Source organism: Streptomyces sp. NPDC102514, assembly GCF_055584525.1.
This window is the reverse complement of record NZ_JBVJLW010000004.1, coordinates 563,771-583,839: the sequence shown is the minus strand read 5'-3', so window position 1 is coordinate 583,839 and position 20,069 is coordinate 563,771. Positions and strand designations below refer to the sequence as shown.

Sequence of the window (20,069 nt, the reverse complement as noted above, 5' to 3'; positions counted from 1 at the left end):
GCGTTTGAGGACCGGGGGTTCGGGGGCAGCGCCCCCGAGCTCGTTGACGGGAACGGGTAGGGGCGGCGGGGGCGAAAAACGCCTGCCCACCCTCCGGCGGCCGTCAGAACAGCCCGCCCAGCACCCCCGCCGCCCTCTCCACATCCCCGAACCCCACGTACAACGGCGTGAAGCCGAAGCGCAGGATGTCGGGTTCACGGAAGTCGCCGATCACACCCCGCTCGATCAGCCGCCGCATCACCCCACCCGCATCAGCGCACCGCAGAGCGACCTGACTCCCCCGCTCCCCGTGGCCGGCCGGAGTCACCGACTCCACCGCACCCCCGGGCACGTACGCGGCCACGCACTCCAGGAAGAAGTCCGTCAGGGCGAGGGACTTGGCCCGGACCGCCTCGACCGAGACGTCGTCCCAGATCTCAAGGGCCGCCTCCAGGGCGAGCATGGAGAGGATGTCCGGCGTGCCGACCCGCCCGCGCAGCGCGCCGGAGGCCGGGACGTGGTCCGGCGTCATGCCGAAGGGGTCGGCGTGCGAGTTCCAGCCCGGCAGCGGGGAGTCGAAGCGGGCCTGGTGCTCCCGGCGGACGTAGAGGTATGCCGGTGAACCCGGGCCCCCGTTCAGGTACTTGTAGGTGCAGCCGACCGCCAGGTCCACACCGTGTTCGTCCAGGCCGACCGGCAGGGCGCCCGCGCTGTGGCAGAGGTCCCAGATCGAGACGGCACCCGCCTCACGGATCGCGGCCGTCAGCGCGGGCAGGTCGTGCAGGCGGCCCGTGCGGTAGTCGACGTGGTTCAGGAGCACCGCGGCCGTCCGGCCGCTCAGGGCGTCCGGGACCTCCTCGGGTACCACGGGGCGCAGCGTGCAGCCCGTGAGCCGGGCCGCCGACGCGGCGATGTACCCGTCCGTGGGGAACGTCCTCGCGTCGACGAGGATCTCGTCCCGGACGCCTGCCGCCTCCCGGACGCCGGCCCCCTCCTCCAGCCCTTCCGTGCCCCCGCCGGCGAGGCGCACCGCGCCCACGACCGCCTTGAACACGTTCACGCTCGTCGAGTCGCCCACGACGATCTGGCCCGGCGCCGCGCCCACCAGCGGAGCGATCCGGTCGCCGATCCGTTCCGGCGCGGTCCACCAGCCGCTCTCGTCCCAGGACCTGATCCGCAGCGAACCCCACTGTCTGCGCACGACGTCCTCGACCCGGCCGGGCACCGAGCGCGGCAGCGCGCCGAGGGAGTTCCCGTCCAGGTACACCGTGTCGTCCAGGACGAACCGCGCGCGCACCTCGGCCAGTTCGTCGGCCGCGTCCAGCGCCGCCGCCCTGTCCGCGAGCGGCTTGCCGTCGAAGTCCGCGTACGGCTCAGACATGGGACCGTGCCGTCCACAGCTCGGGGAACACGTTCTTGCGGGCCCGCTTCTCCAGCCAGGCCACGCCCGCCGAGCCGCCGGTGCCCGTCTTGGAGCCCATCGCGCGGCGGGTGGCGACCAGGTGGTCGTTGCGCCAGCGCCAGACCAGTTCGGCGACATCGGTCAACGCCTCGCCGAGCCGGGCGAGTTCGGAGCTCTCGTCGCCCGCGTAGAGGTCGGTCCAGACGGCTTCGACCTCGGGGGAGGGCTCGTAGCGGCCGGAGACGTCCCGCTGGACGACCGAGGACGGTATCGCGTGGCCGCGCCGGGAGAGGAGCCGCAGGACCTCGTCGTACAGGCTCGGCTCGTGCAGGGCCTTCTCCAGCTCGGCGTGCACGCGCGGCGCGCCCCGGTGCGGCACGAGCATGGACGCGGACTTGTCGCCGAGCAGGAACTCCATCCGCCGGTACATCGCCGACTGGAACCCGGACCCCTCACCGAGGGCGCTGCGGTACGAGTTGAACTGGGCCGGAGTGAGCTGGCCGAGCGGCTTCCAGGAGGCGTTCAGCGCCTCCAGCTCCCGTACCGAACGCTTCAGGGCGGCCACCGCGACCGGCACGCGGTCCTCGCGCAGCGCCTTCGCCGCGGTCTCCCACTCGTGCACGATGACGGTGAACCACAGCTCCATGACCTGGGTCGTCACCAGGAAGACCATCTCTCCGGGATCGTCGGAGAGGGTGTGCTGGAGGTGGGTGAGAACGTCCGCCTGCACGTAGTCCTCGTACGGGGTCGTTCCCTGGAAGTCGAGATGCGGGGTCTCGGGCTCCGAAGCCACTGCGTGGGGCTGAGCCTGTTGGGACATCGCTGTCTCCTGCTGTACTCCGGGTAGCGGTCCGCCCCTGCCGAATTCCGACACGGGGGCCCCGGTCCCCAACGGGCATCCTCCACAATCGTGCCCCGAAACCGCAAGGTCCGCCTGGTCACACCAGGCGGACCTGCGCGTACGCGGCCCGTGGAGGGCTCGTGGGACTAGCCCAGGGTCTGGGCCGCCGCCGGGGAGGAGTCCTTCAGGAACTGCGCGCAGCGCTCGTACTCCGCCTGCTCGCCGATCGCCTGGGCGGCGCGGGCGAGACCGTGCAGGGCGCGCAGGAAGCCGCGGTTCGGCTCGTGCTCCCACGGCACCGGGCCGTGGCCCTTCCAGCCGCCGCGGCGCAGGGAGTCGAGCCCGCGGTGGTAGCCGGTACGGGCGTACGCGTACGACTCGACGACACTGCCGCGCTCGAAGGCCTCGTCGGCCAGCTGCGCCCAGGCGAGCGAGGAGGTCGGGTACTTCGCGGCGACATCAGCGGGCGCCGTGCCGTTCGCGAGGAGCTCGCGCGGCTCCGGGTCGTCGGGCAGGTGGGTCGGGGGCGGTCCCCCGAGGAGGTTCTCGTGAATGGCCATGGGTTCCAGTTTGCGCTATCCGCGGCCACCGCGGGGTCCCCGGGTGGAGCTGCCCCGACCGAAAACGTGCACGAGCAGGCACTCGGGTCCGCCGGGCCCGGGGGTGAGCCCGGGACGGGCTGGGGATGGGCCAGGGATGGACCACAGGTGCGTCGGGGTGGGAGCGGGCCGTGCCGGTACGTCGAGTCCGCCGCCCCCGTGCATACGGCTCTCAGTTGGAGGGTCGGGCTTTTTTGCGGGAGCCCTACGCGGCGGACTTTCGACGTACCGGCACGGCCCGCTCCCTGGTCCCGTCGACGGGTGCCGGTCATCCGACCCGTCGACCGGTGCGGGGATGGAGAGAGGGCGGGCGGGCTACTTCAGCCGTCCCCGTGAGCGGTTCGGCTCCAGCGGCGGAGCCGTCACGCTGCCGTGCGTGAGGCATTCCGGCCGCAGGCAGCCCGGCGGGGGCTTGCGCACGGTCGCGAAGGCGATCACCGCGCCCACCACCAGGATGCCCGCGCACAGGGGCATGGCCCGCCGGAACGCGTCGTCGAAGGCGTCCGCCGACCGGTACGCCTCCTCGCCCATCCCGGCCAGCAGCGGCAGCGCGGCCACCGCGACGAGACCCGCGGCGCGGGCCGCCGCGTTGTTGATGCCGCTGGCGAGCCCCGCCCGGCCGGTGTCCACGGAGGCCAGCACGGTCGCGGTGAGGGGCGCCACCAGCGTCACCATGCCGGTGCCGAGCACCAGGACGGCGGGCAGCACGTCGGCCGCGTACGAGGCGTCCTCGCCCACTCTCAGCATCAGCAGCATCCCGGTCGCGCACAGCAGCGGGCCGACGGTGAGCGGGATGCGCGGGCCGATGCGCTGGGCGAGTTCGCCCGAGCGGGCCGACAGCAGCAGCATGAGGACCGTGGTCGGCAGCAGCGCCGTACCGGCGCCCAGGGCCGAGTAACCGGCCACGACCTGGAGCTGGACCGCGGAGAGGAAGAAGAACCCGCCGAAGGCCGCGTACACGCACAGGGTGACGAGGTTGACCGCCGTGAACTGGCGGGACGCGAAGATGTCGAGCGGCATCATCGGGTCGGGCCGCCGCTTCTCCACGGCCACGAAGGCGACGCCCGCCGCGACACCGGCCGCCGCCGTCAACGCCACGACGGGCACCGAACCGCCGGGCGCCTCGATGAGGGCGTACGTCACCAGGGCCAGCGACAGTGCGCCGAGGGCGGCGCCGAGCACGTCGAAACCACGCCCGTGGACCCGGTCGTCCTTCGACTCCGGTACGTGTCTCAGGGCGATCGGGGCGCACAGCAGGGCGAGCGGGACGTTCAACAGGAACACCCAGCGCCAGCCGGGGCCGTCCACCAGCCAGCCGCCCAGGAAGGGGCCGACCGCCGCGCCGATGCCGCCGAAACCGGACCACAGACCGACGGCCCGCGCCCGGTCCTCCGGGTGGAACGACGCCTGGATGAGGGCCAGCGAGCCGGGGGTGAGCAGTGCCCCGCCGACGCCCTGGAGCGCGCGGGCGGCGACGAGCACGCTCGCGTTCGGTGCGAGCCCGCACAGCAGGGAGGCCGCCGCGAACCACACCACGCCGACGACGAACACCTTCCGCCGTCCGAAGCGGTCGCCCAGGGCGCCGCCCAGGAGGATGAGTCCCGCGAGGGTCAGCATGTAGGCGTTGACGGTCCACTGGAGACCGGCCAGGTCGGCGTCGAGGTCGCGGCCGATGGTCGGCAGCGCCACGTTCACCACGGTCGAGTCGAGCATCGCCATGCTGGAACCGAGGACCGTGGTCAACAGGATCCACTTGCCCGTGGAGGAGGACATCCGGACGGCCGGGGACGGAGACGGGACCGGGGAAGGGGACTCCTGGGACGGGGGCGTCGGGTCAGCCATGTTCCGGATCATACGGACAGACGGCGGGGCCCGGCCGTCCCTGTGGACAACCGGGCCCCGCTGTACGGAGTGCGCGTACTTCCCCGCTCGGCTACTTGATCTTCGTGCCGGTGGAGCGCAGGTTGCCGCAGGCCTGGGTGACGCGCGCGGCCATCGAGCCCTCGGCGAGCTTGCCCCAGGTGCGGGGGTCGTACGTCTTCTTGTTGCCGACCTCGCCGTCGACCTTCAGGACGCCGTCGTAGTTGCGGAACATGTGGTCCGCGACCGGGCGCGTGAACGCGTACTGGGTGTCCGTGTCGATGTTCATCTTCACGACGCCGTTCTCCAGGGCCGTGCGGATCTCCTCCTCCGAGGAGCCGGAGCCGCCGTGGAAGACGAAGTCGAACGGGGACGGCTTGTTGTACTTCGCCGCCACGCCCTCGTTCAGCTCCTTGAGGAGCTCGGGACGCAGGACGACGTTGCCCGGCTTGTAGACGCCGTGCACGTTGCCGAAGGACGCGGCCAGCAGGTAGCGGCCCTTCTCGCCCAGGCCCAGGGCCTCGACCGTACGGAACGCGTCGTCGACCGTGGTGTAGAGGGAGTCGTTGATCTCGTGCGTGACGCCGTCCTCCTCACCACCGGTCGGGGTGATCTCCACCTCAAGGATGATCTTCGCGGCGGCGGCGCGGGCCAGCAGCTCCTGCGCGATGGCCAGGTTGTCGTCGAGGGTCTCCGCGGAGCCGTCCCACATGTGGGACTGGAACAGCGGGTTGCGGCCGGCCTTGACGCGCTCCTCGGAGACCGCGATCAGCGGACGTACGTACCCGTCGAGCTTGTCCTTCGGGCAGTGGTCCGTGTGCAGGGCGACCGTGACGTCGTACTTCGCGGCGACGATGTGCGCGAACTCGGCCAGCGCCACCGCGCCGGTGACCATGTCCTTCTTGTGCTGGCCGCCCAGGAACTCCGCACCGCCCGTGGAGATCTGGATGATGCCGTCGCTCTCGGCCTCCGCGAAGCCGCGGAGCGCAGCGTGCAGGGTCTGCGTCGAGGTCACATTGATGGCCGGGTAGGCGAACTTGCCTGCCTTCGCCCGGTCGAGCATCTCGTTGTAGACCTCGGGGGTTGCGATGGGCATCTGTCCGCTCCTTGTATGTGCGGGTGGCGTTCTGCTGAGAACCCTGACCTAGGGGGCGACGTCATCGTCGGCCCCATCTTTCCAGACATGACCGGATGCTCCGGCCTCGCTCGGTGTTCGCTCAGTACTCGCTCGGTGCTGGCTCAGGCGAGACCGAGCTCATCCTTGGAGTACGCGAAGAGGTACGGGACTCCGGCGGCTTCCCGGATCTTCTCCGCGGCGCCGGTGGCGCGGTCGACGATGGTCGCCACGCCGACGACCTCCGCGCCGGCCTCGCGCACCGCCTCGACGGCGGCGAGCGGGGAGCCGCCGGTCGTCGAGGTGTCCTCCACGACGAGCACGCGGCGGCCCGCGATGTCCGGGCCCTCGACCCTGCGCTGCAGGCCGTGCGCCTTCGCCTCCTTGCGGACGACGAAGGCGTCGACGCGCCGGCCGCGCGCGGCGGCGGCGTGCAGCAGGGCCGTGGCCACCGGGTCGGCGCCCATGGTGAGGCCGCCGACCGCGTCGAAGTCCAGGTCCGCCGTCAGGTCGAGGAGCACCTGACCGACCAGCGGGGCGGCCTCGCCGTCCAGGGTGACCCGGCGCAGGTCGACGTAGTAGTCGGCCTCGATCCCGGAGGAGAGGGTCACCTTGCCGTGCACCACGGCCTTGTCCTTGATCTGCTGCAGCAGCTCGCCGCGTACGTCGTCGCTCATGCGGGTCAGCTTAGAGGCGGCGCCAGGTCCAGGTGGTGGCGGCTTCCAGGGGGTCGATGGGGGTGACCAGGCGGGGCAGGGTGTTCAGGCCGTTGGGCGGCCCGGTCTGCGGCTCCACGCACACCGCGGCCTCCTGCTCGTCGTACACGACGACCCACTGCTCGCGGCCGGCCACGTTCAGCTCCAGCTGTCCCGGCCAGGTGAGGGTGACGTCGACGCCGTCGGGCATCCCGAAGCAGTCGTCCCAGGGGCTGGGCCGCGGGTCGATCCGGCGGCCGGTCGGCAGATGGTCGTCGCCGCGCTCCTCCTGCCAGTCGGCGTCGAAGTCGACGCGCACGCCCTCGCCGCCGCCGAGGGTGCGGTTGAACCAGGGGTGCCAGCCGATCTGCGCCGGGAACGAATCCCCGTACGTCTCCACCGACATGGTGAGCGTCAGGGAGTCCCCGGTCAGCTTGACGACCTGGGTGACACGGCCGGCGTACGGCCACGGGTCGACGAGGTCGTACGTGATGACGGCTTCGTCGGCGCTCTTGCGGGCGATGCGCCAGGCGGCGTCGCGGGCGGTGCCGTGGATGGCGTGGGGTGGGGAGTTGAGGGGCAGTTGGTGGGGGATGGCGCCGTTCAGGAAGCGGCCGTCCCTGGTGCGGCCGCACCACGGGACCATGGGGAAGCAGCCGAACTTGTCGCCCTGGCGCAGCAGTTCGACGCCGTCGACCTTCAGTCCGCCGATCCGTCCGCCGTTGCCCGGCTGCACGGTCGCTTGCGCGTCGCCGGCGGTCAGCGTGATGTCTTCGTTACTCACGCGACGACCCTACGGGGTGCACCCCGGGATACGGGCCCCAGGGCCCCGTCAGGGGCGCGGGGAACTGCGCGGGCGACCCCCACCCGCCCGCAGGCGAAGAACGCACCGCGCGCGGTGAGCCGGCCGCAGGCCGTACGGGGCCGGCCGCAGGCAGAACCGTTCAGCCCCGCGGCCCAGCGGTCAGTGGCGTTTGCGGAGTGCCCGGCCCACCACGATCGCCGAGGCCAGCGCCAGCGCCGCCGCGGGCGCGGCCCAGCGGAGGACCGCGCTGCCGCCCGCGGACTCGGGCGCCGGCACGGGCGCGTACCGCCCCCGCGGCGGCGCGTGGTCGACCTCTTCCGCGCTACGGCCGATCATCGTGCGCCGCGCATGCGCCGCCTCGGCCGGCGCCCCCGGCGGCAGGGTCCCGTCGTCCTCGAAGCCTCCGACGAAGTCGCCCTCGGCGAACGGCACGTGCGAGGAGTGGGGCTCCTCGATCAGCTCGGGCCCGGGCTCGACGGACGCCTCCTCAGGATCCGGCTCAGGCTCCGGCTCAGGCGCCAGGTGTTCCGCGAACCGGTTCAGCAGGCGCGTCGTCGCCGACGCCACCTCGTCCGCCGGCAGATCGGCGATACGCCCGTCCGCCGAGGCCGTCCCGGTGAAGGTGAGCGTCGAGCCCCCCTCGGCCGGCAGCACGGCCAGCGTGAGCGCGAGCTTCACCGTCCCCGTCCCCCGCGCCTCCGTCGCATCGGCCTCGACGGCGTACGAGCCGTCGTCCCGCGGGGACACACCGAGGGTCCCCCGGTACGTGATGGAGTGCCCGCCGATCCGTACCTTCAGGCGGCCGGAGACGGGCGCCGTCCCCGCGTCCTGCTGGAGACCGGGCAGCGCCCGCGCCACCCGCGCGGGATCGGCGAGAGCCTCGCGCAGACGCTCGACGGGAACCGGAACGAACACCTCATGCTCCATGTCGGCCGAGCCTACCCAGCACCACCGGCACCGCACCCGTACATGCGGGGATTCCCCCGGATCCGCCGCAGACGGACGCGTACGCCACCTCAGTCGGCGTATCTCGGGTGCACCAGCGTCGAGGGCGGCAGGCCTCCCAGCCGGGTGCGCGCCGCCGCCCGGACGCCCGCCTGGAGGGATCGCACGCCCGGCGCCCCCGCCGCCGTCCGCAGCTGCGGGCGGGCGCGCGACGCGAGCACGAACCCCCAGTCGTGCGGAACCCGCGACCCGTCCGTCACCTCGGAGTCACGGCCGCCCACCGAGTACGGCACCGTCCGCAGCCCCGCCGCCCGTACCGTCGCGTCGACCGTCCAGAACGCGCGCGGCCGTGCCGCCACGGGCCCCGCGTGCACGACGAGCCGTCCGCCGGCGCTGAGCACCTCGCGGGCCAGCCCGTAGAACTCCTGCGAGTACAGCTTCGTACTGGACGTGTTCTCGGGGTCGGGCAGATCGGAGACGACCACGTCGTACGCGTCCCGCGGGGCCTGCCGCAGCCACCCGAACGCGTCCGCGGCGACGACCCGCACCCGCGGATCCCCGTACGCGTGGTCGTTCAGCGCGGACAGTGCCGGATCGGTGCGGGCCAACTCCACGAACTGCGTGTCGAGTTCGACGACGTCGACCCGCCGTACGCCCCGGTGTCGCAGCACCTCGCGCACGGCGAGCCCGTCGCCGCCGCCGAGGACGAGCACGCGCGCGTGCGGGCCGTTCATGGCGGGGTGCACGAGGGCCTCGTGGTAGCGGCGCTCGTCGCTGCCGCTGACCCGCAGCCGGCCGTCGAGGTAGAGGTCGAGCCGGCTGCCGTCGGCGCCGCCGGTGAGGACGACGTCCTGGACGTCGGTGTGCATCGCCACCCGGACGTCCCGGCCGTACATCGCGTGCCGCGCGGACCGCTCGAAGTCGTCGACGAGGACGGCGGCCGAGGCGAGCAGCGCGAGGACGAGGAGGTTGGCGACGACGAGCAGCCAGCGGACGCGCCGGGTGAGGTCCTGCCGGAACAGGCCCAGTACGAGCGCGGCGCCAGCGATCGCGTTGACCGTCCCGGTGATCAGCGTCGCGGTCAACTGGCCGAGCAGGGGCAGCAGCAGGAACGGGAACGCGAGTCCGCCGGCCAGCGCGCCCACGTAGTCCGCGGCGAACAGATCGGCGACGGCGCCGCCCGCGTCCTGTCTGCGCACGCGCTGGATCAGTTCCATCAGCAGGGGCACCTCGGCGCCGATGAGCAGCCCGATGGCGAGGGAGAAGCCGACGAGGAGGTAGCTGGAGCCGTTCGCCCAGGCGCCGCCCCAGTCGCCGGTCCAGGCGAAGACGGCGTACAGGGCCATCGCGCTGCAGCCGCCGACGAGGGCGAGCAGGGCCTCCACGGCGCCGAATCCGGCCGCGGCGCGGCAGCGCAGCCGTTTGGCGAGGAGCGAGCCGATGCCCATCGCGAAGACCATCACGGACAGGACGACGGAGGCCTGGGTGATGGAGTCGCCGATCAAGTACGAGGCGAGGGCGACCAGTTCCAGTTCGTACACCAGTCCACAGGCCGCGCAGACGAACACGCCGGCGAGGACGAGGAACCGGCCCGTGGCGGGCCTGACCGGCAGACGCGCCTGGCCCGCGCCGCGGCGGGGCGGCGGGGCCGTACCGGGCGGGGCGGGCGCGTGCGGCTCGATCATTCAGGGAACGCTACGTCACGGCTTCACTGCGCCCTGTCACCCACACGTGTGTAAATACCGTCGCCCGCGCATACTTTGACCGTTTCGGTACCCCCTCCCGGGACGCACCCGGAGCCCGCCCAGGACCCGCCCCGGACCTGCCCTAGAGGGGTGCGGGCACGCGTACCCCCACCTTCGTGCGGGTGGCGACCAGTTGGCCCTCCTGGGGGTACGCGTGCCAGGTGCGCCAGTGCACTTGGCCCTCGTGGCGCTGCGCGAGCATCGCGGTGAAGGCGTGCGGGCTGCCGGGGAAGACCCCTGCCAGTCCGTTCGGATGGTCGGCGACGAGGGCGAGCAACTCCTGGGCCCGGCCCGCGAAGGAGCCGCGCGACAGCGTCTCCACGCGCGCGGCGAACTCGTACTCCCAGTCGCCCGCCCGCTTGGCGACGCCGAGCGGCAGCGGTGAACTGCTGCCCGCGATACAGGCCACGGTCTCCGAACACGTGCCCCGCTCCTGTTCGAGGAGCACCTGGTGGGACGCGCCCAGCAGTCTCAACTGCAGTTTCGCGTCCGCGAGTTCGATGTCGAGGGTGGCGAGCGCGGGCAGCGGCTCGCGTCCGAGTGCCCAGGCGAGGTCGGCCGCGCGCGTGTCGGTGTAGGCGGTGTTGAGGGTCGTGAGCATGGGTCGGCTCCGCTGCACGCAAGGGTGGGGTCGGTCCGTCGCACCCCGGTCGGCGCCGGGCGGTGATCCGGGCCCGGTCGGCCAGGTCAGAAGGTTGTTCCGGGGTCTGCGTCGGCGATACGAGGGAATCATGAACGGCGCGTCCGCCACAGCGTTTTTACCCAACTTCGTAGGGTTTCCATCCCCCCGAGGGCTCCACAGCTCAACTGTTCAACAAGAAAGTGCGCCCCTGGGGGGCTCGCAAAATGCTTCACGCCCCCACAACGACGAAGCGCCCTCCGGGAGATGTCTCCCGAAGGGCGCTCATACGACCGGACGCGGCCACCCGGATCAGGGCTGCCGCCCGGAACCCGGCTTCCGCCCGGAGCTCAGCTGCCCCGTGTCAGCTGCCTCCGCCGCATCCGCCTCCGCCGCCACCCCCGCAGGACGAGCCGCCGCCGCAGGACGAACCCCCGCCGCACGAGGAGTGATGACCCGAAGAGCCCGACGAACAGGAGTAGGAGCCGCCGTCGCCCCCGCCCGCCGCTCCGCCGCCGGCCCACCAGCTGCCGCTGCCGCGGCGCGAACGCCCCCGGCCACGACCGCGACCCCGGCCGCCGGATGCGCTCCGCACGACCATCACCACCACGAACCCCACGACGAACAACGCCAGGATGATGCCGAAGACCATGGCGCCACCCTCCTTCCGTTCCCCCGAAGCGGCCCCCCGTGGGCTCTGCTTCTCGTCTGCCTGCTGCCTGTTTCCTGCCGTGATCCTTGCTGTGACTGCTGCTGTGACGACTGCTGTGACTGCTGCTGCGATTCCGACCGCACACCCGGGTGCGCGTCTCGCGTGGGAGGGGGATGCCCTCTCGTCTCACGGACCAAAGCAGAGTTGAGCAACTTCAGAGCCTTCTCTCGGGGCAACGGCCCCTGACCTGCACAGAACGGCAGGTCAGGGGCCGTCCATGGCTCATTGGGCCGTCTGTGGGCCGTGATCTTCCCCGGAGAGATGCCGGAACACGGAGTCGATCGCGCCGCGCGCCCGGTCGCGGCTGTCCGGCATCAGGTGGGCGTACACCCGCAGGGTCAGCCCCGGGTCGGCGTGTCCCATGTACTCGCTCACGGCCTTGATGTTCTCGCCGGCGTCCAGCAACGCGGAAGCGTAGAAGTGCCGGAGGGCGTGCATGCCGTGCTCGCGCGCCGATTCGTACCGGCCGTCCGCCCTCGCGCCCCCGATGAGCCCCGCAGCGGACAGAGCAGGCTTCCACTCCTTGCTGTTGAAGTTGCTCCGCCACACGATGCCGCCCTGCTCGGCCGTGAAGATCACCCGTGCTGACACCTTCGGTCCTTCCGGCACCCGCCACGGCAGCGTGATCTCAACCGGCTTCCAGGCGTCCATGTGAGCCCGGAGGGCAACCGCCACAGAGTCGGGCAAGGGCACGTCCCGCTTCTTGCCGCCCTTGGGCAGGTCGAACACCGGGTGTCCCTCCACGTGCTTGATCTGTCGCACGACGTGGAGCGTGCGGCCGTCGGCGTCGATCGCGTCCTCCGCCAACCCGAACACCTCGCCCTGGCGCAGACCGCACCCGGCGCCGATGTCGACCATCGCCCGGTACCGCTCCAGGAGCGCCATTCGAACGGCGAACATCTGCGCGGGCTCCCATGGGACCACCTGGTGCGAGTCCGGCTTGGGACGGCGCACCGTTCGCGCACCGCACGGATTGCGGGAGAGCAGCGAGTCATCCACGGCGGCGGACAGGACCGACTGAACGTCGGCGAAGATGTTCCGCGCGTAGGCGGGGCTCACGCCGCGCTTCGCTTCCAGCGCGGCTAGGAGTTCCCTGATGTGCTCGGGTCGGAAAGTCCCGACCGGACGAGAACCGAGCACCGGATAGACGTGCAGCCGTAGCCGCCGGCCGAGTTCCTTACGGGTCATCGGGCTGGAAGTCTTGCTGTCCAACCACTTCTCGGCGTACTGCCGGAACGTGATCCGCACCGACTTGGGGTCGGTGTACTGGCCGCGCGTCATGTCCGTCTCGATGGCGCTCAGCCACTTCTCTGCGAGTCGCTTCTCCCGGTCGCGGAAAGACTTGCTCTTCTCGGTGCCGTCGGGGCCGATGTAGCGGGCGCGGTAGCGCAGGCCGCTGCCGTGGCGGTCGCTTTTGACGCGGGCGGTCTTGCCGTCGGTGTTGGTGTCGGTCTTGTACCAGCGGTCTTGGATGTGGCCTGCCATGTGGTGGGGGTCCTCTCAACACGCAGCAGGGAGAGCCGCCGGGTGGCGGCTCTCCCTGCTGTCTGCGGTGGGTGTGGGGTCAGGCGGCGTCGAGGTCTGCGGTCTTGCGCTGGGTGACGTAGGCGCGGACGTCGGCGGGGTCGTATCGGAGGTGCTTGCCGATGCGGAATCCGGGCGGGCCGACGTTCTTCCTGCGCCACTGGTAGACGGTCTCTTTGGGCACCTCGAAGATTTCGGCGATGTCGTCGGGGGTGAGGTACCGGTCCGGCAGCCCGGCGCGGAGGGTGGCGCGCGGGTCCGGCTGTTCGCTTGCGGGGCTCATGGCGGGTCCTCCGTGCGGGCCGGGCGTGCTGGGGGACGTCGTGTGTGTCCGAGGTGGGGATTTCTGCGTCACCCGCGTCATCTGCGTCACGCGGACGTCTGACCTGCGGGTTTGGGGTGACGCAGAGGGTTGGGTGTGCGTCACCGGTGACGCAGGCTTCCGTCATCGGTGACGCAGATGACGCACGATGACGCAGAGATATGCCGTCTGCGTCACCCGTGTCTGTGCAGGTCACCCGCCGTTTTGTGGGGTCGGGTGACGCAGGTGACGCAGCGCTCTCCTACTTAGGAAAAAAGGGAGGGGTGTCTGTGGTGGTGCAGTGCCGCTCAGAGCGCGAATGAGGGGCCGCTGCGCGGCACGTCCTTGGGGCGCCGCAAGCGGCGAACAGCAAGAGGAGCACCCCGCGCGGGCGCGTGCTCCTCTTGCTTGTGCCGTGATCGGCTCCGGTCAGAACGCCGTTTCCTGCTCGTGTGCGGGCGGGGCGAGCCGGGTGATCTCGATGTAGCGGCCTTCTTTGGTGCGGCCGGAGTCGATGATCACGCCCCGGGCGGCGAGGGTGGGCTGGAGGCGCTTGAGACGGTCGGACAGGACTTTGCCCGTGGTCGGCCACCCTTTGGGCAGTGCGCGCAGTTCCTCGCCCGCGTAGAGGCGGCTGAGGCAGTGCAGCCACTGCGTGGACGTCATCCGCTCCTCCGTGCCCGCTGCCATGCCGGCCGCGTGCTCGATGACGGTCTGCGCCAACAGGTCGCCCTCAATGACGTCGTCGTTGAGGTCGTCGAGGCAGGCCCGGTAGGCGGTGAGCGCTCCGAGGCCGGTGGCGGCGTCGAGTTGCGCGCACAGGTGGGCGAAGTCCGCCATCCGCAGGTCTGTGGGGGTCTCTGCTGCAACGGCGCGGACCTTGACCGTGAGGTCGAGCAGTGAGCCGAGGATGACGGGCAGTACCTGCGCGTACTCCGTCCACAGCTCATCCTCGGTACGCCTCACCCGGGGGCGTTCGAGACGCAGGGGAAGCAGCCGATCGGCGAGGTCGGGCCGGATGAGTCCCACGTCGATGCCGGTCAGCAGGAGGGGGCGGCGGTAGCCGACACGGAACACGTCTCCGTCGGTGAACAGGGCCCGCTTGACGCTCTCGGCTCCGGTGACGATGCAGCACATGGCGTCGGACAGGTCCGGCGTCATGTGGGACAGGTTGTCCAGCGCGGTCACCCATCCCGCCGCCACCGCCGCAATCAGGTTCTCCTCATCTTTCGGGGCGCGGCGCAGGTCGCCGGTCATGCCCTCGATGATCCGCACGAGCATTCGCCCGCCCGTGGACTTGCCCGCCCCCTGCGGACCGGTGAGGAACGGGGCCGGGACGGGCACGGACGGCCCGAGGCAGCCGATCAGCCACGCGATGGCCAGGCATTCGGTTTCCGCGGTGGCGAAGTTGCACAGCCGCATCAGCAGGTCGATGCCCTTGCCGTCGGTGTCCTTGGCCGGCAGGGGCAACTCCCCGGTGAGCTGCGTGCGCCGCCAGCACACCTCACGCGGGTCAGGGACGATGATGTCCCAGCCGGTGGGGTGGATGCGGACGGACTGTCCGTCGTCGCGTCCCAGGTCCAGCCACGTCGCCCCGTCGAACCCCGGGGCCACGCGGATGTGGACGGGCTGAACGTCCTCGGTCAGGGCGAGTGCTTCGATCAAATCCAACGCCTCCTTCAACGCGGTCCCGTTGAACACGCCGATCCCGTCTTTGAACAGGCCGACCATGAGTTCCTGCCGGTGGCTTCCCGTGGTGCCCTGCGAGCGGATCGGACGGGCCACGGGGTGGGCGTTCTTTTGCGCGTACACGGTTCCGTCGCCGGTGCGGAAGTACCGGAAATGCGCCTGCGCGTAATCGGTGATGACCTTGCGGGCCGGGTCCTTCTCATCCTCGCTCATGCTCACAGCCCCAATGCGGTACGGGCGTTGGTCCACGCGTCGGTGCAGTGCCGGACGCTTTCGCCCTTGGCCTGCGCGGCGGTGAACAACCGGGTGATGTGGGTGTCGGTGAGACAGCCGCACCGGCCGTGCGTGGACAGCACCGCGAGGAACGTCCGGTACACGGTCGCGTGCACCGCGCTGGACGCCCCGGTGATGCGCTGCACAGCCATGGCGATGCCACGATCCAGATAGGCGGGTGTGCGGTGCGGGCATGCCCCGCTTTGCCCCTTAAGGGATGCCGTGAGGGCTTGTGGCGCCCTGTGGGCGGTCGGCGGGGCCTTTACTGCCAGCGCGCGGACCACGGCAGGGAGAGGCGCCGTGGCGCCGATGCCGGGTCCGAGCCAACGGGCGTACGCCATAAGGGACTTGATGTCTACGCCGGGTCGGACCGCGTTCACGGACTGCATGACGCCCTGGTAGATCCAGTGCTCGCCCCGCGTCGTCGCCACGGTCCGCGTCGCGGGCAGTGTGGCGCGGGCCCATGCGATGGCCGCCGCGTTGTCCAGGTCGACCACGGTCAGCCCTGCCCCGCCGGGGTGGTAGGCGACCGCAGCGGCCCTGCGCCACGCGGGCGCCCACTGCGGGGAGGTGAGGGTGTGGGGGTCGGTGGTGGCGGCGGCCCACGCGTGGCAGGGGTACGGACAGGCGCAGGGCCCGGGGGCCTTCATGTTCGGCCGGCCACCGCACGCGTTGCGGGCGCAGGCACGGCAGTTCCCGAACGGGCCTTTCCCCGCTCGCAGGGGCAGCACGGGCACGCTGCGCGCGGCGAGGGCGAGCGCGGCGGGCACTCGCCGAATGTCGGTCGGTTGCGTCATGCTGGGAGACCTCCACAGGTCTGAAGGGATCGGGTGGACAAGGGCGGCCCCGCTTCATTGGCGTGAGTGGGGGGCCGCCCTTGGTGTAGCTAGTTGTTCCTGGCCCAGTAGGCGTACTGCCGGCGGACGTAGGGGCGCGGGTCGCAGGTCATGCCCGGCTGGTCGAGGCCCATGAGGAACACGGCCGCCGTTTGAGCGGTGGCCGTGACGTCACCGGGGGCGTCGGGCTCGTCCAGGAGCGCGATGCGGTCGAGCAGCGCGGCTTTGCGCAGGTAGAACTCCCGGTCCAGGGCGGTGAAGCACTTGAGGGCGGCGAGGGTGCGGGCCGTCCATCCGATCTCGTCGAGGATGCTGGGGGCGTCTGCGTACGCCTGCTCCGGAGACGGCCAGGGCCCCGTCTCGGGGCGGTGCTCGGTGTCGGTCGGGTCGCAGATGACGCGGATCTCGAACACGAAGTGTCCTCTCGCGGATAGCTTGGGCTGCTATGACGAGGCAACCGGGTGTGGGTGGCAGATCCAGAGAGCAGACGCGGCAGCTTTGGCTGTCGCGTGCGGTGCTGGTCTGCATAGCGGTGATCGCCTACGGGGTGATTGCCGTCGGCATGCACTTTGTGACGGGCAAGTCCTGGGGGGATGCACTGCTGCTGGGTGCCGTGTGTGCAGTGACTTATCTGACCCTGCACTCCCTCAAGGCGGCTTTTGAACGCAGGCGGGTTGCCAGGGACAGCCGCTGAAGGTCAGCCGTGGAATTGGTTGCGCTTGATGACGGCCTTGCGGATGTTCACGGTCGTGCCGCCTCGGTGACTGCTCGCCCCGAGGATCTGTACGGCGATCCATCCGCCGAAGATGACGGCGGCGAGGGTGATCAGTTGGGTGATGAACGCGGTCAGGGCCGCGATGAACGACGTGAGCAGCAGCAGACCGCCGCACACGGCGAGGAAACCGACGCCCCCGAGAGCGACGTTCACCGCCGTCCGGGAGACGGCCGGCTTGGCCGCGAGGGGTTCGGGCTGCGCGGGGCTGATGGCGTAGCCGGTGACGACCCGCCCGTCCGGCAGGACGATGCTCGCCACCGACGGAACCGCGCCCGGCTGGAGGGGAACGAGCGGCGCCGGCGCGTGGACGACGGGCGGCATGGGGGTGGGCTGGTGGACGGTCACGGCCCGCTCAGTGGGCAGCGGTCCGGGGTGTTCGGGGTACATGCGGAATCCCTTCCGGCAGTGGGTCAGGGAGGCTCGGGCACCCCCTTGGGGGTGCGCTGTGGAGGGGGTTTCAGGGGTCTGACCTGGGGTGCCTCCCTACCTCCCTGACAGATCGTTTGTGCAGGTCAGGGGGAGGGAGGCGGGTCAGGGAGGGGTTCAGGGAGTTCTCCCTGTCTCCCTGACCCGCCACCGGTCAACTCCCTGTCACTCAGCTGCGGAAGCGGAACCCTGGTCGTCGCGGTTGGCGAGGGCGCGGGCGAGCCGGTCACGGCCAACGACCATGACCCCGTCGGACTTGTACGGCTCGGCTCCGGTGCCGTCCAGGACGCGCTTGAGGTCGATGAACGACCAGCCGCCGTAGGCGTCGGCGTTGAGGGTTCCGAGCCGGGACAGGACGTCCTTCGTGCGCACCCGCTCCGCCGTGCCGACCACAGATGCGATGTCCGTGAGCGGGTCACGGTCGTCGCTGCGGTCGATGGCGTGCAGGGTGGTGACGCCATCGCGCAGTGCCTTGGCCCGCTCGATGATGGCCTTGGCCGCGTCGTCGTCGATGTAGTGGGTGCGCACCGTGATGGCCGCCTGCCCGGCAGGAATGTCCATGCCGGAAGAGGCGACGACCAACGTTCCCTGATCCAGGCCGGGACGCAGCATGTTGGGCGCGGCGCCCCCGTCGACTGCCTTGTCCCCCAGCGCCATGCGCGCCTGCGACTCGGTGCCCAGGGCGAGTGAGGCGCGGGTGTGGGCGCCCTCGCGGACCAGCTTGGGGAGGTTCTGGTCGGTGGGGTCCTGGGTGCCCTGCCACATCAGGACGTTGACCGCACGGCCCTGGTTGTGAATCTTGCGGACCGCCATGAAGTACCGGGAGTTGGCCTTGGACCCGCCGTACGGGCGCTTGTCCTCGTCCTTGGCCGGGCACATGAACGCCATCTGTGCTTCGTCGACCAGCACGATCAGCGCGGGGAAGACGGTGCCGGGCGGTGCCTGGATCCTCCGGTTCATCTCCTCCACCGCGCCCTCCACCATCTCGGTCACCTGGATCACGTGCTCATCCGTCGGACCCTGGATCAGCACGCGGGCACGACCGACGAACATCGCCCAGTCACCGACGCCCTTGAGGTCGCCCATCAAGAACTCCACCGAGCGATCCAGTGCGAGCCACAGAGCGAGCGAGCGCAGGGCGACGGTCTTGCCCTGGTTCGACAGGCCCGTGATGAGCAGATGCCGCTGATACAGGCTCAGCGCGGCGGCGTCCCCGCGCAGGTCCTGCCCCCAGGGGGCGCGGCCCTTGCCGTAGTCGGCGGTCATCGTCTCGTCGGTGACCAGCGGAGACGGACCGATCGGCTCATCCAAAGCGCCCGAGTCGGCCACCCACAGCCGGACCGTGCGGGCCGCCTGCGGGATGTTGATGAACACCTCGTGCTCGTGCCGGGTCAGGTTCTCTGCGAGCTTGCGGCGCCGCTGCTGTACCTCGTTCGTCGACACCCCGGAGGGAAGCGTCACGTCGACTTCCACCCCGCATCCGGCGATCCGGATCGGACCGAGCATCGAGGCGCCGGCGTCGCCCATTTCCTTGATGGCGTTGCGCAGTGCGGGTACGCCGAGGTCGCGCAGGGCCTTGACGACGATCGAGGGAGTGATGGGCTCGCCGTCGCTCGATCGGACCTGGTCAGGCATCGACCATGCCGGGGCCGCCTGCTGCTTGCTGCCGACGGCCCACAGGGCGAGCAGGGCGAGGAACGGGCCGATCGTGAGCGCCGGTCCCCACACGATCTGCACGATCCGGATCACGGCGGCAAGGAAGTTGATGGTGGCGGCGAGGGGGGTGATGACGTCGGCGATGTCGCCGTTGTTGATGGCCATCACGACCCCGAGGGCGACCAGCGCCCCGATCCCCATTCCGGTGCCGACCGCGACGCCCTTGGCCAGGTCTACGGGTGAGTGCAGGAGATCCATGCGGCGGTGGTGACGGGCGGCGCGGAAGCGCTGCAAACGCTCCTCCCACTCCTCCGCCACTTCCAGGTTCCCGGCAGCCTCCGCCGCCCGGATCATCCGCTCATACCGGGCCCCGGTCTTCCCGTCCCACGTGCGGCGGGCCACGATCCGGCCTCCGTTGAACGTGTAGAGGCTGTGCCGGGCCACCGCGCGGGCAGCGGACTTCGTCTTCTCGTGCGTGGCGGCGGTCTTCACCGCGCGGCCGGAGCGCACCCACAGCGGCACGAGCGGCGCCGCCGGGGCATCCGGCACCACGGTCAACACGGTCGGTGCCGTGCCGTCGGTGGGCGGGTCGGTGTGCTTGTGGAGGTGAACGACGTTCTCAGACATGCTGGAACTGCTCCTGACTGCCCCCGCGGGGGCGGACGTGAAGGAGAGAACCGGGGTGTCCGTGTCCGTGGAAAGTCCCGGACACCCCGGCATTCGAGGCGTACAAGCCGCGCGTCAGGCGGCGGGAACAGCGCACGGCGCGGGTGCGGTCAGCGCCGCGTCTTCTGCTTGGGCACGATGTAGGGGTGGCCGTTGACCATGTGGTCGACGCACTGCGGGCAGTCCTGCCGGGGACGGAGGTGGCGGTGTGCGCGCCGGTCGTGGGCGTGCTGCCAGCACTGCGGGCACTCACCCGGCGGTGTGTCCTTGCCGGGCATGGTCACCACAGCCAGCCGGAGGACTTCTTGGCCGCTTTCGCCTTGGCGGCCTCGGTCACGATGCGCTGCCGCTCGCTCTGCAACGCGGTGAGTTCGGCGATCAGACGGGTGAGCACGGACTGCTGAACCGATTCGAGCTTGCGGTCCGCACGGTCGGTGCTCTTGCCCCGGGCGAACCGGTAGGTACTGCCCGCCAGTGCGGCGAGCACAGCGCGGCGCTCGGCACTGGTGAGCGGCCACATCTCCTCATTACGGGCCGCTTCGAGCTTGCGGTTCGTCTTGTGGATCTCACGGTCCAGGCGGCGGGTATCAGGCTTGCCCATCAGGTA

The 20,069-nt window shown here is 71.0% G+C and carries 21 protein-coding genes; 1 reads left to right on the top strand and 20 read right to left on the bottom strand.

The genetic code is table 11. From position 1 onward, the window contains the following. Positions 1-103 precede the first annotated feature (103 nt). The 16 genes from kynU to ACZ60E_RS13910 form a co-directional block, all read right to left on the bottom strand. Positions 104-1,360 carry a kynureninase gene (kynU, locus tag ACZ60E_RS13985; RefSeq protein WP_469440316.1) on the bottom strand — a complete coding sequence of 419 codons (1,257 nt, stop codon included), beginning with the start codon at positions 1,358-1,360 and terminating at the stop codon, positions 104-106. Further along, positions 1,353-2,201, bottom strand: coding sequence for a tryptophan 2,3-dioxygenase family protein (locus ACZ60E_RS13980; RefSeq protein ID WP_384805839.1), 849 nt, complete (start codon positions 2,199-2,201; stop codon positions 1,353-1,355). Before ACZ60E_RS13980 ends, kynU begins: the two co-directional genes overlap by 8 nt. Before the next feature lie 167 nt (positions 2,202-2,368). Beyond that, positions 2,369-2,782, bottom strand: a complete 414-nt coding sequence (locus ACZ60E_RS13975) for a DUF3151 domain-containing protein (RefSeq protein ID WP_107018089.1) — start codon at positions 2,780-2,782, stop codon at positions 2,369-2,371. Positions 2,783-3,136: 354 nt separating this feature from the next. Further along, positions 3,137-4,594 carry an MFS transporter gene (locus tag ACZ60E_RS13970; RefSeq protein WP_469440481.1) on the bottom strand — a complete coding sequence of 486 codons (1,458 nt, stop codon included), beginning with the start codon at positions 4,592-4,594 and terminating at the stop codon, positions 3,137-3,139. A gap of 160 nt (positions 4,595-4,754) precedes the next feature. After that, positions 4,755-5,777: a class II fructose-bisphosphate aldolase gene (gene fbaA, locus ACZ60E_RS13965; protein WP_384805842.1), complete on the bottom strand. Its 1,023-nt coding sequence runs from the start codon at positions 5,775-5,777 to the stop codon at positions 4,755-4,757. Positions 5,778-5,920: 143 nt separating this feature from the next. After that, a complete protein-coding gene (gene pyrE / locus ACZ60E_RS13960; RefSeq protein ID WP_385835345.1) occupies positions 5,921-6,472 on the bottom strand; it encodes an orotate phosphoribosyltransferase in 552 nt (183 codons plus the stop codon). 10 nt (positions 6,473-6,482) lie between these two features. Next, positions 6,483-7,274: an aldose epimerase family protein gene (locus ACZ60E_RS13955; protein WP_384805846.1), complete on the bottom strand. Its 792-nt coding sequence runs from the start codon at positions 7,272-7,274 to the stop codon at positions 6,483-6,485. A 180-nt stretch (positions 7,275-7,454) separates the two neighbouring features. Next, positions 7,455-8,222, bottom strand: coding sequence for an SRPBCC domain-containing protein (locus ACZ60E_RS13950; RefSeq protein ID WP_469440313.1), 768 nt, complete (start codon positions 8,220-8,222; stop codon positions 7,455-7,457). An 89-nt stretch (positions 8,223-8,311) separates the two neighbouring features. Then, positions 8,312-9,925: a polyamine aminopropyltransferase gene (locus ACZ60E_RS13945; protein WP_469440311.1), complete on the bottom strand. Its 1,614-nt coding sequence runs from the start codon at positions 9,923-9,925 to the stop codon at positions 8,312-8,314. Between the two features lie 142 nt (positions 9,926-10,067). Then, positions 10,068-10,586, bottom strand: a complete 519-nt coding sequence (locus ACZ60E_RS13940; RefSeq protein ID WP_384805852.1) for a DUF2617 family protein — start codon at positions 10,584-10,586, stop codon at positions 10,068-10,070. A 382-nt stretch (positions 10,587-10,968) separates the two neighbouring features. Continuing rightward, the gene (locus ACZ60E_RS13935) at positions 10,969-11,256 is read right to left on the bottom strand and encodes a hypothetical protein (protein ID WP_384805854.1); all 288 of its coding nucleotides are present in this window, start codon (positions 11,254-11,256) and stop codon (positions 10,969-10,971) included. Positions 11,257-11,538: 282 nt separating this feature from the next. Continuing rightward, positions 11,539-12,801, bottom strand: coding sequence for a tyrosine-type recombinase/integrase (locus ACZ60E_RS13930; RefSeq protein ID WP_469440309.1), 1,263 nt, complete (start codon positions 12,799-12,801; stop codon positions 11,539-11,541). A 79-nt stretch (positions 12,802-12,880) separates the two neighbouring features. Continuing rightward, positions 12,881-13,123 (bottom strand): helix-turn-helix domain-containing protein, encoded by a 243-nt coding sequence (locus ACZ60E_RS13925; RefSeq protein WP_469440307.1) that lies wholly within the window; start codon positions 13,121-13,123, stop codon positions 12,881-12,883. Between the two features lie 447 nt (positions 13,124-13,570). Then, the gene (locus ACZ60E_RS13920) at positions 13,571-15,043 is read right to left on the bottom strand and encodes an ATP-binding protein (RefSeq protein ID WP_469440305.1); all 1,473 of its coding nucleotides are present in this window, start codon (positions 15,041-15,043) and stop codon (positions 13,571-13,573) included. Positions 15,044-15,045: 2 nt separating this feature from the next. Then, complete coding sequence (locus ACZ60E_RS13915) at positions 15,046-15,900, bottom strand: bifunctional DNA primase/polymerase (RefSeq protein ID WP_469440303.1); 855 nt, start codon at positions 15,898-15,900, stop codon at positions 15,046-15,048. 89 nt (positions 15,901-15,989) lie between these two features. Next, complete coding sequence (locus ACZ60E_RS13910) at positions 15,990-16,352, bottom strand: hypothetical protein (RefSeq protein WP_469440301.1); 363 nt, start codon at positions 16,350-16,352, stop codon at positions 15,990-15,992. Positions 16,353-16,384: 32 nt separating this feature from the next. Between ACZ60E_RS13910 and ACZ60E_RS13905 the strand changes: the two genes are divergently transcribed. Next, positions 16,385-16,633, top strand: coding sequence for a hypothetical protein (locus tag ACZ60E_RS13905; protein ID WP_469440299.1), 249 nt, complete (start codon positions 16,385-16,387; stop codon positions 16,631-16,633). A gap of 3 nt (positions 16,634-16,636) precedes the next feature. On the opposite strand, the gene ACZ60E_RS13900 is transcribed toward ACZ60E_RS13905, so the two are convergent. From ACZ60E_RS13900 to ACZ60E_RS13885, 4 genes are all read right to left on the bottom strand, one after another. Next, positions 16,637-17,101, bottom strand: a complete 465-nt coding sequence (locus tag ACZ60E_RS13900) for a hypothetical protein (protein WP_469440298.1) — start codon at positions 17,099-17,101, stop codon at positions 16,637-16,639. Between the two features lie 204 nt (positions 17,102-17,305). Beyond that, the gene (locus ACZ60E_RS13895) at positions 17,306-19,423 is read right to left on the bottom strand and encodes a P-loop NTPase family protein (RefSeq protein WP_469440296.1); all 2,118 of its coding nucleotides are present in this window, start codon (positions 19,421-19,423) and stop codon (positions 17,306-17,308) included. Positions 19,424-19,572: 149 nt separating this feature from the next. Further along, positions 19,573-19,740: a pRL2-8 gene (locus ACZ60E_RS13890; RefSeq protein ID WP_469440479.1), complete on the bottom strand. Its 168-nt coding sequence runs from the start codon at positions 19,738-19,740 to the stop codon at positions 19,573-19,575. 2 nt (positions 19,741-19,742) lie between these two features. Then, complete coding sequence (locus tag ACZ60E_RS13885) at positions 19,743-20,063, bottom strand: hypothetical protein (protein WP_469440293.1); 321 nt, start codon at positions 20,061-20,063, stop codon at positions 19,743-19,745. Positions 20,064-20,069: the final 6 nt, after the last annotated feature.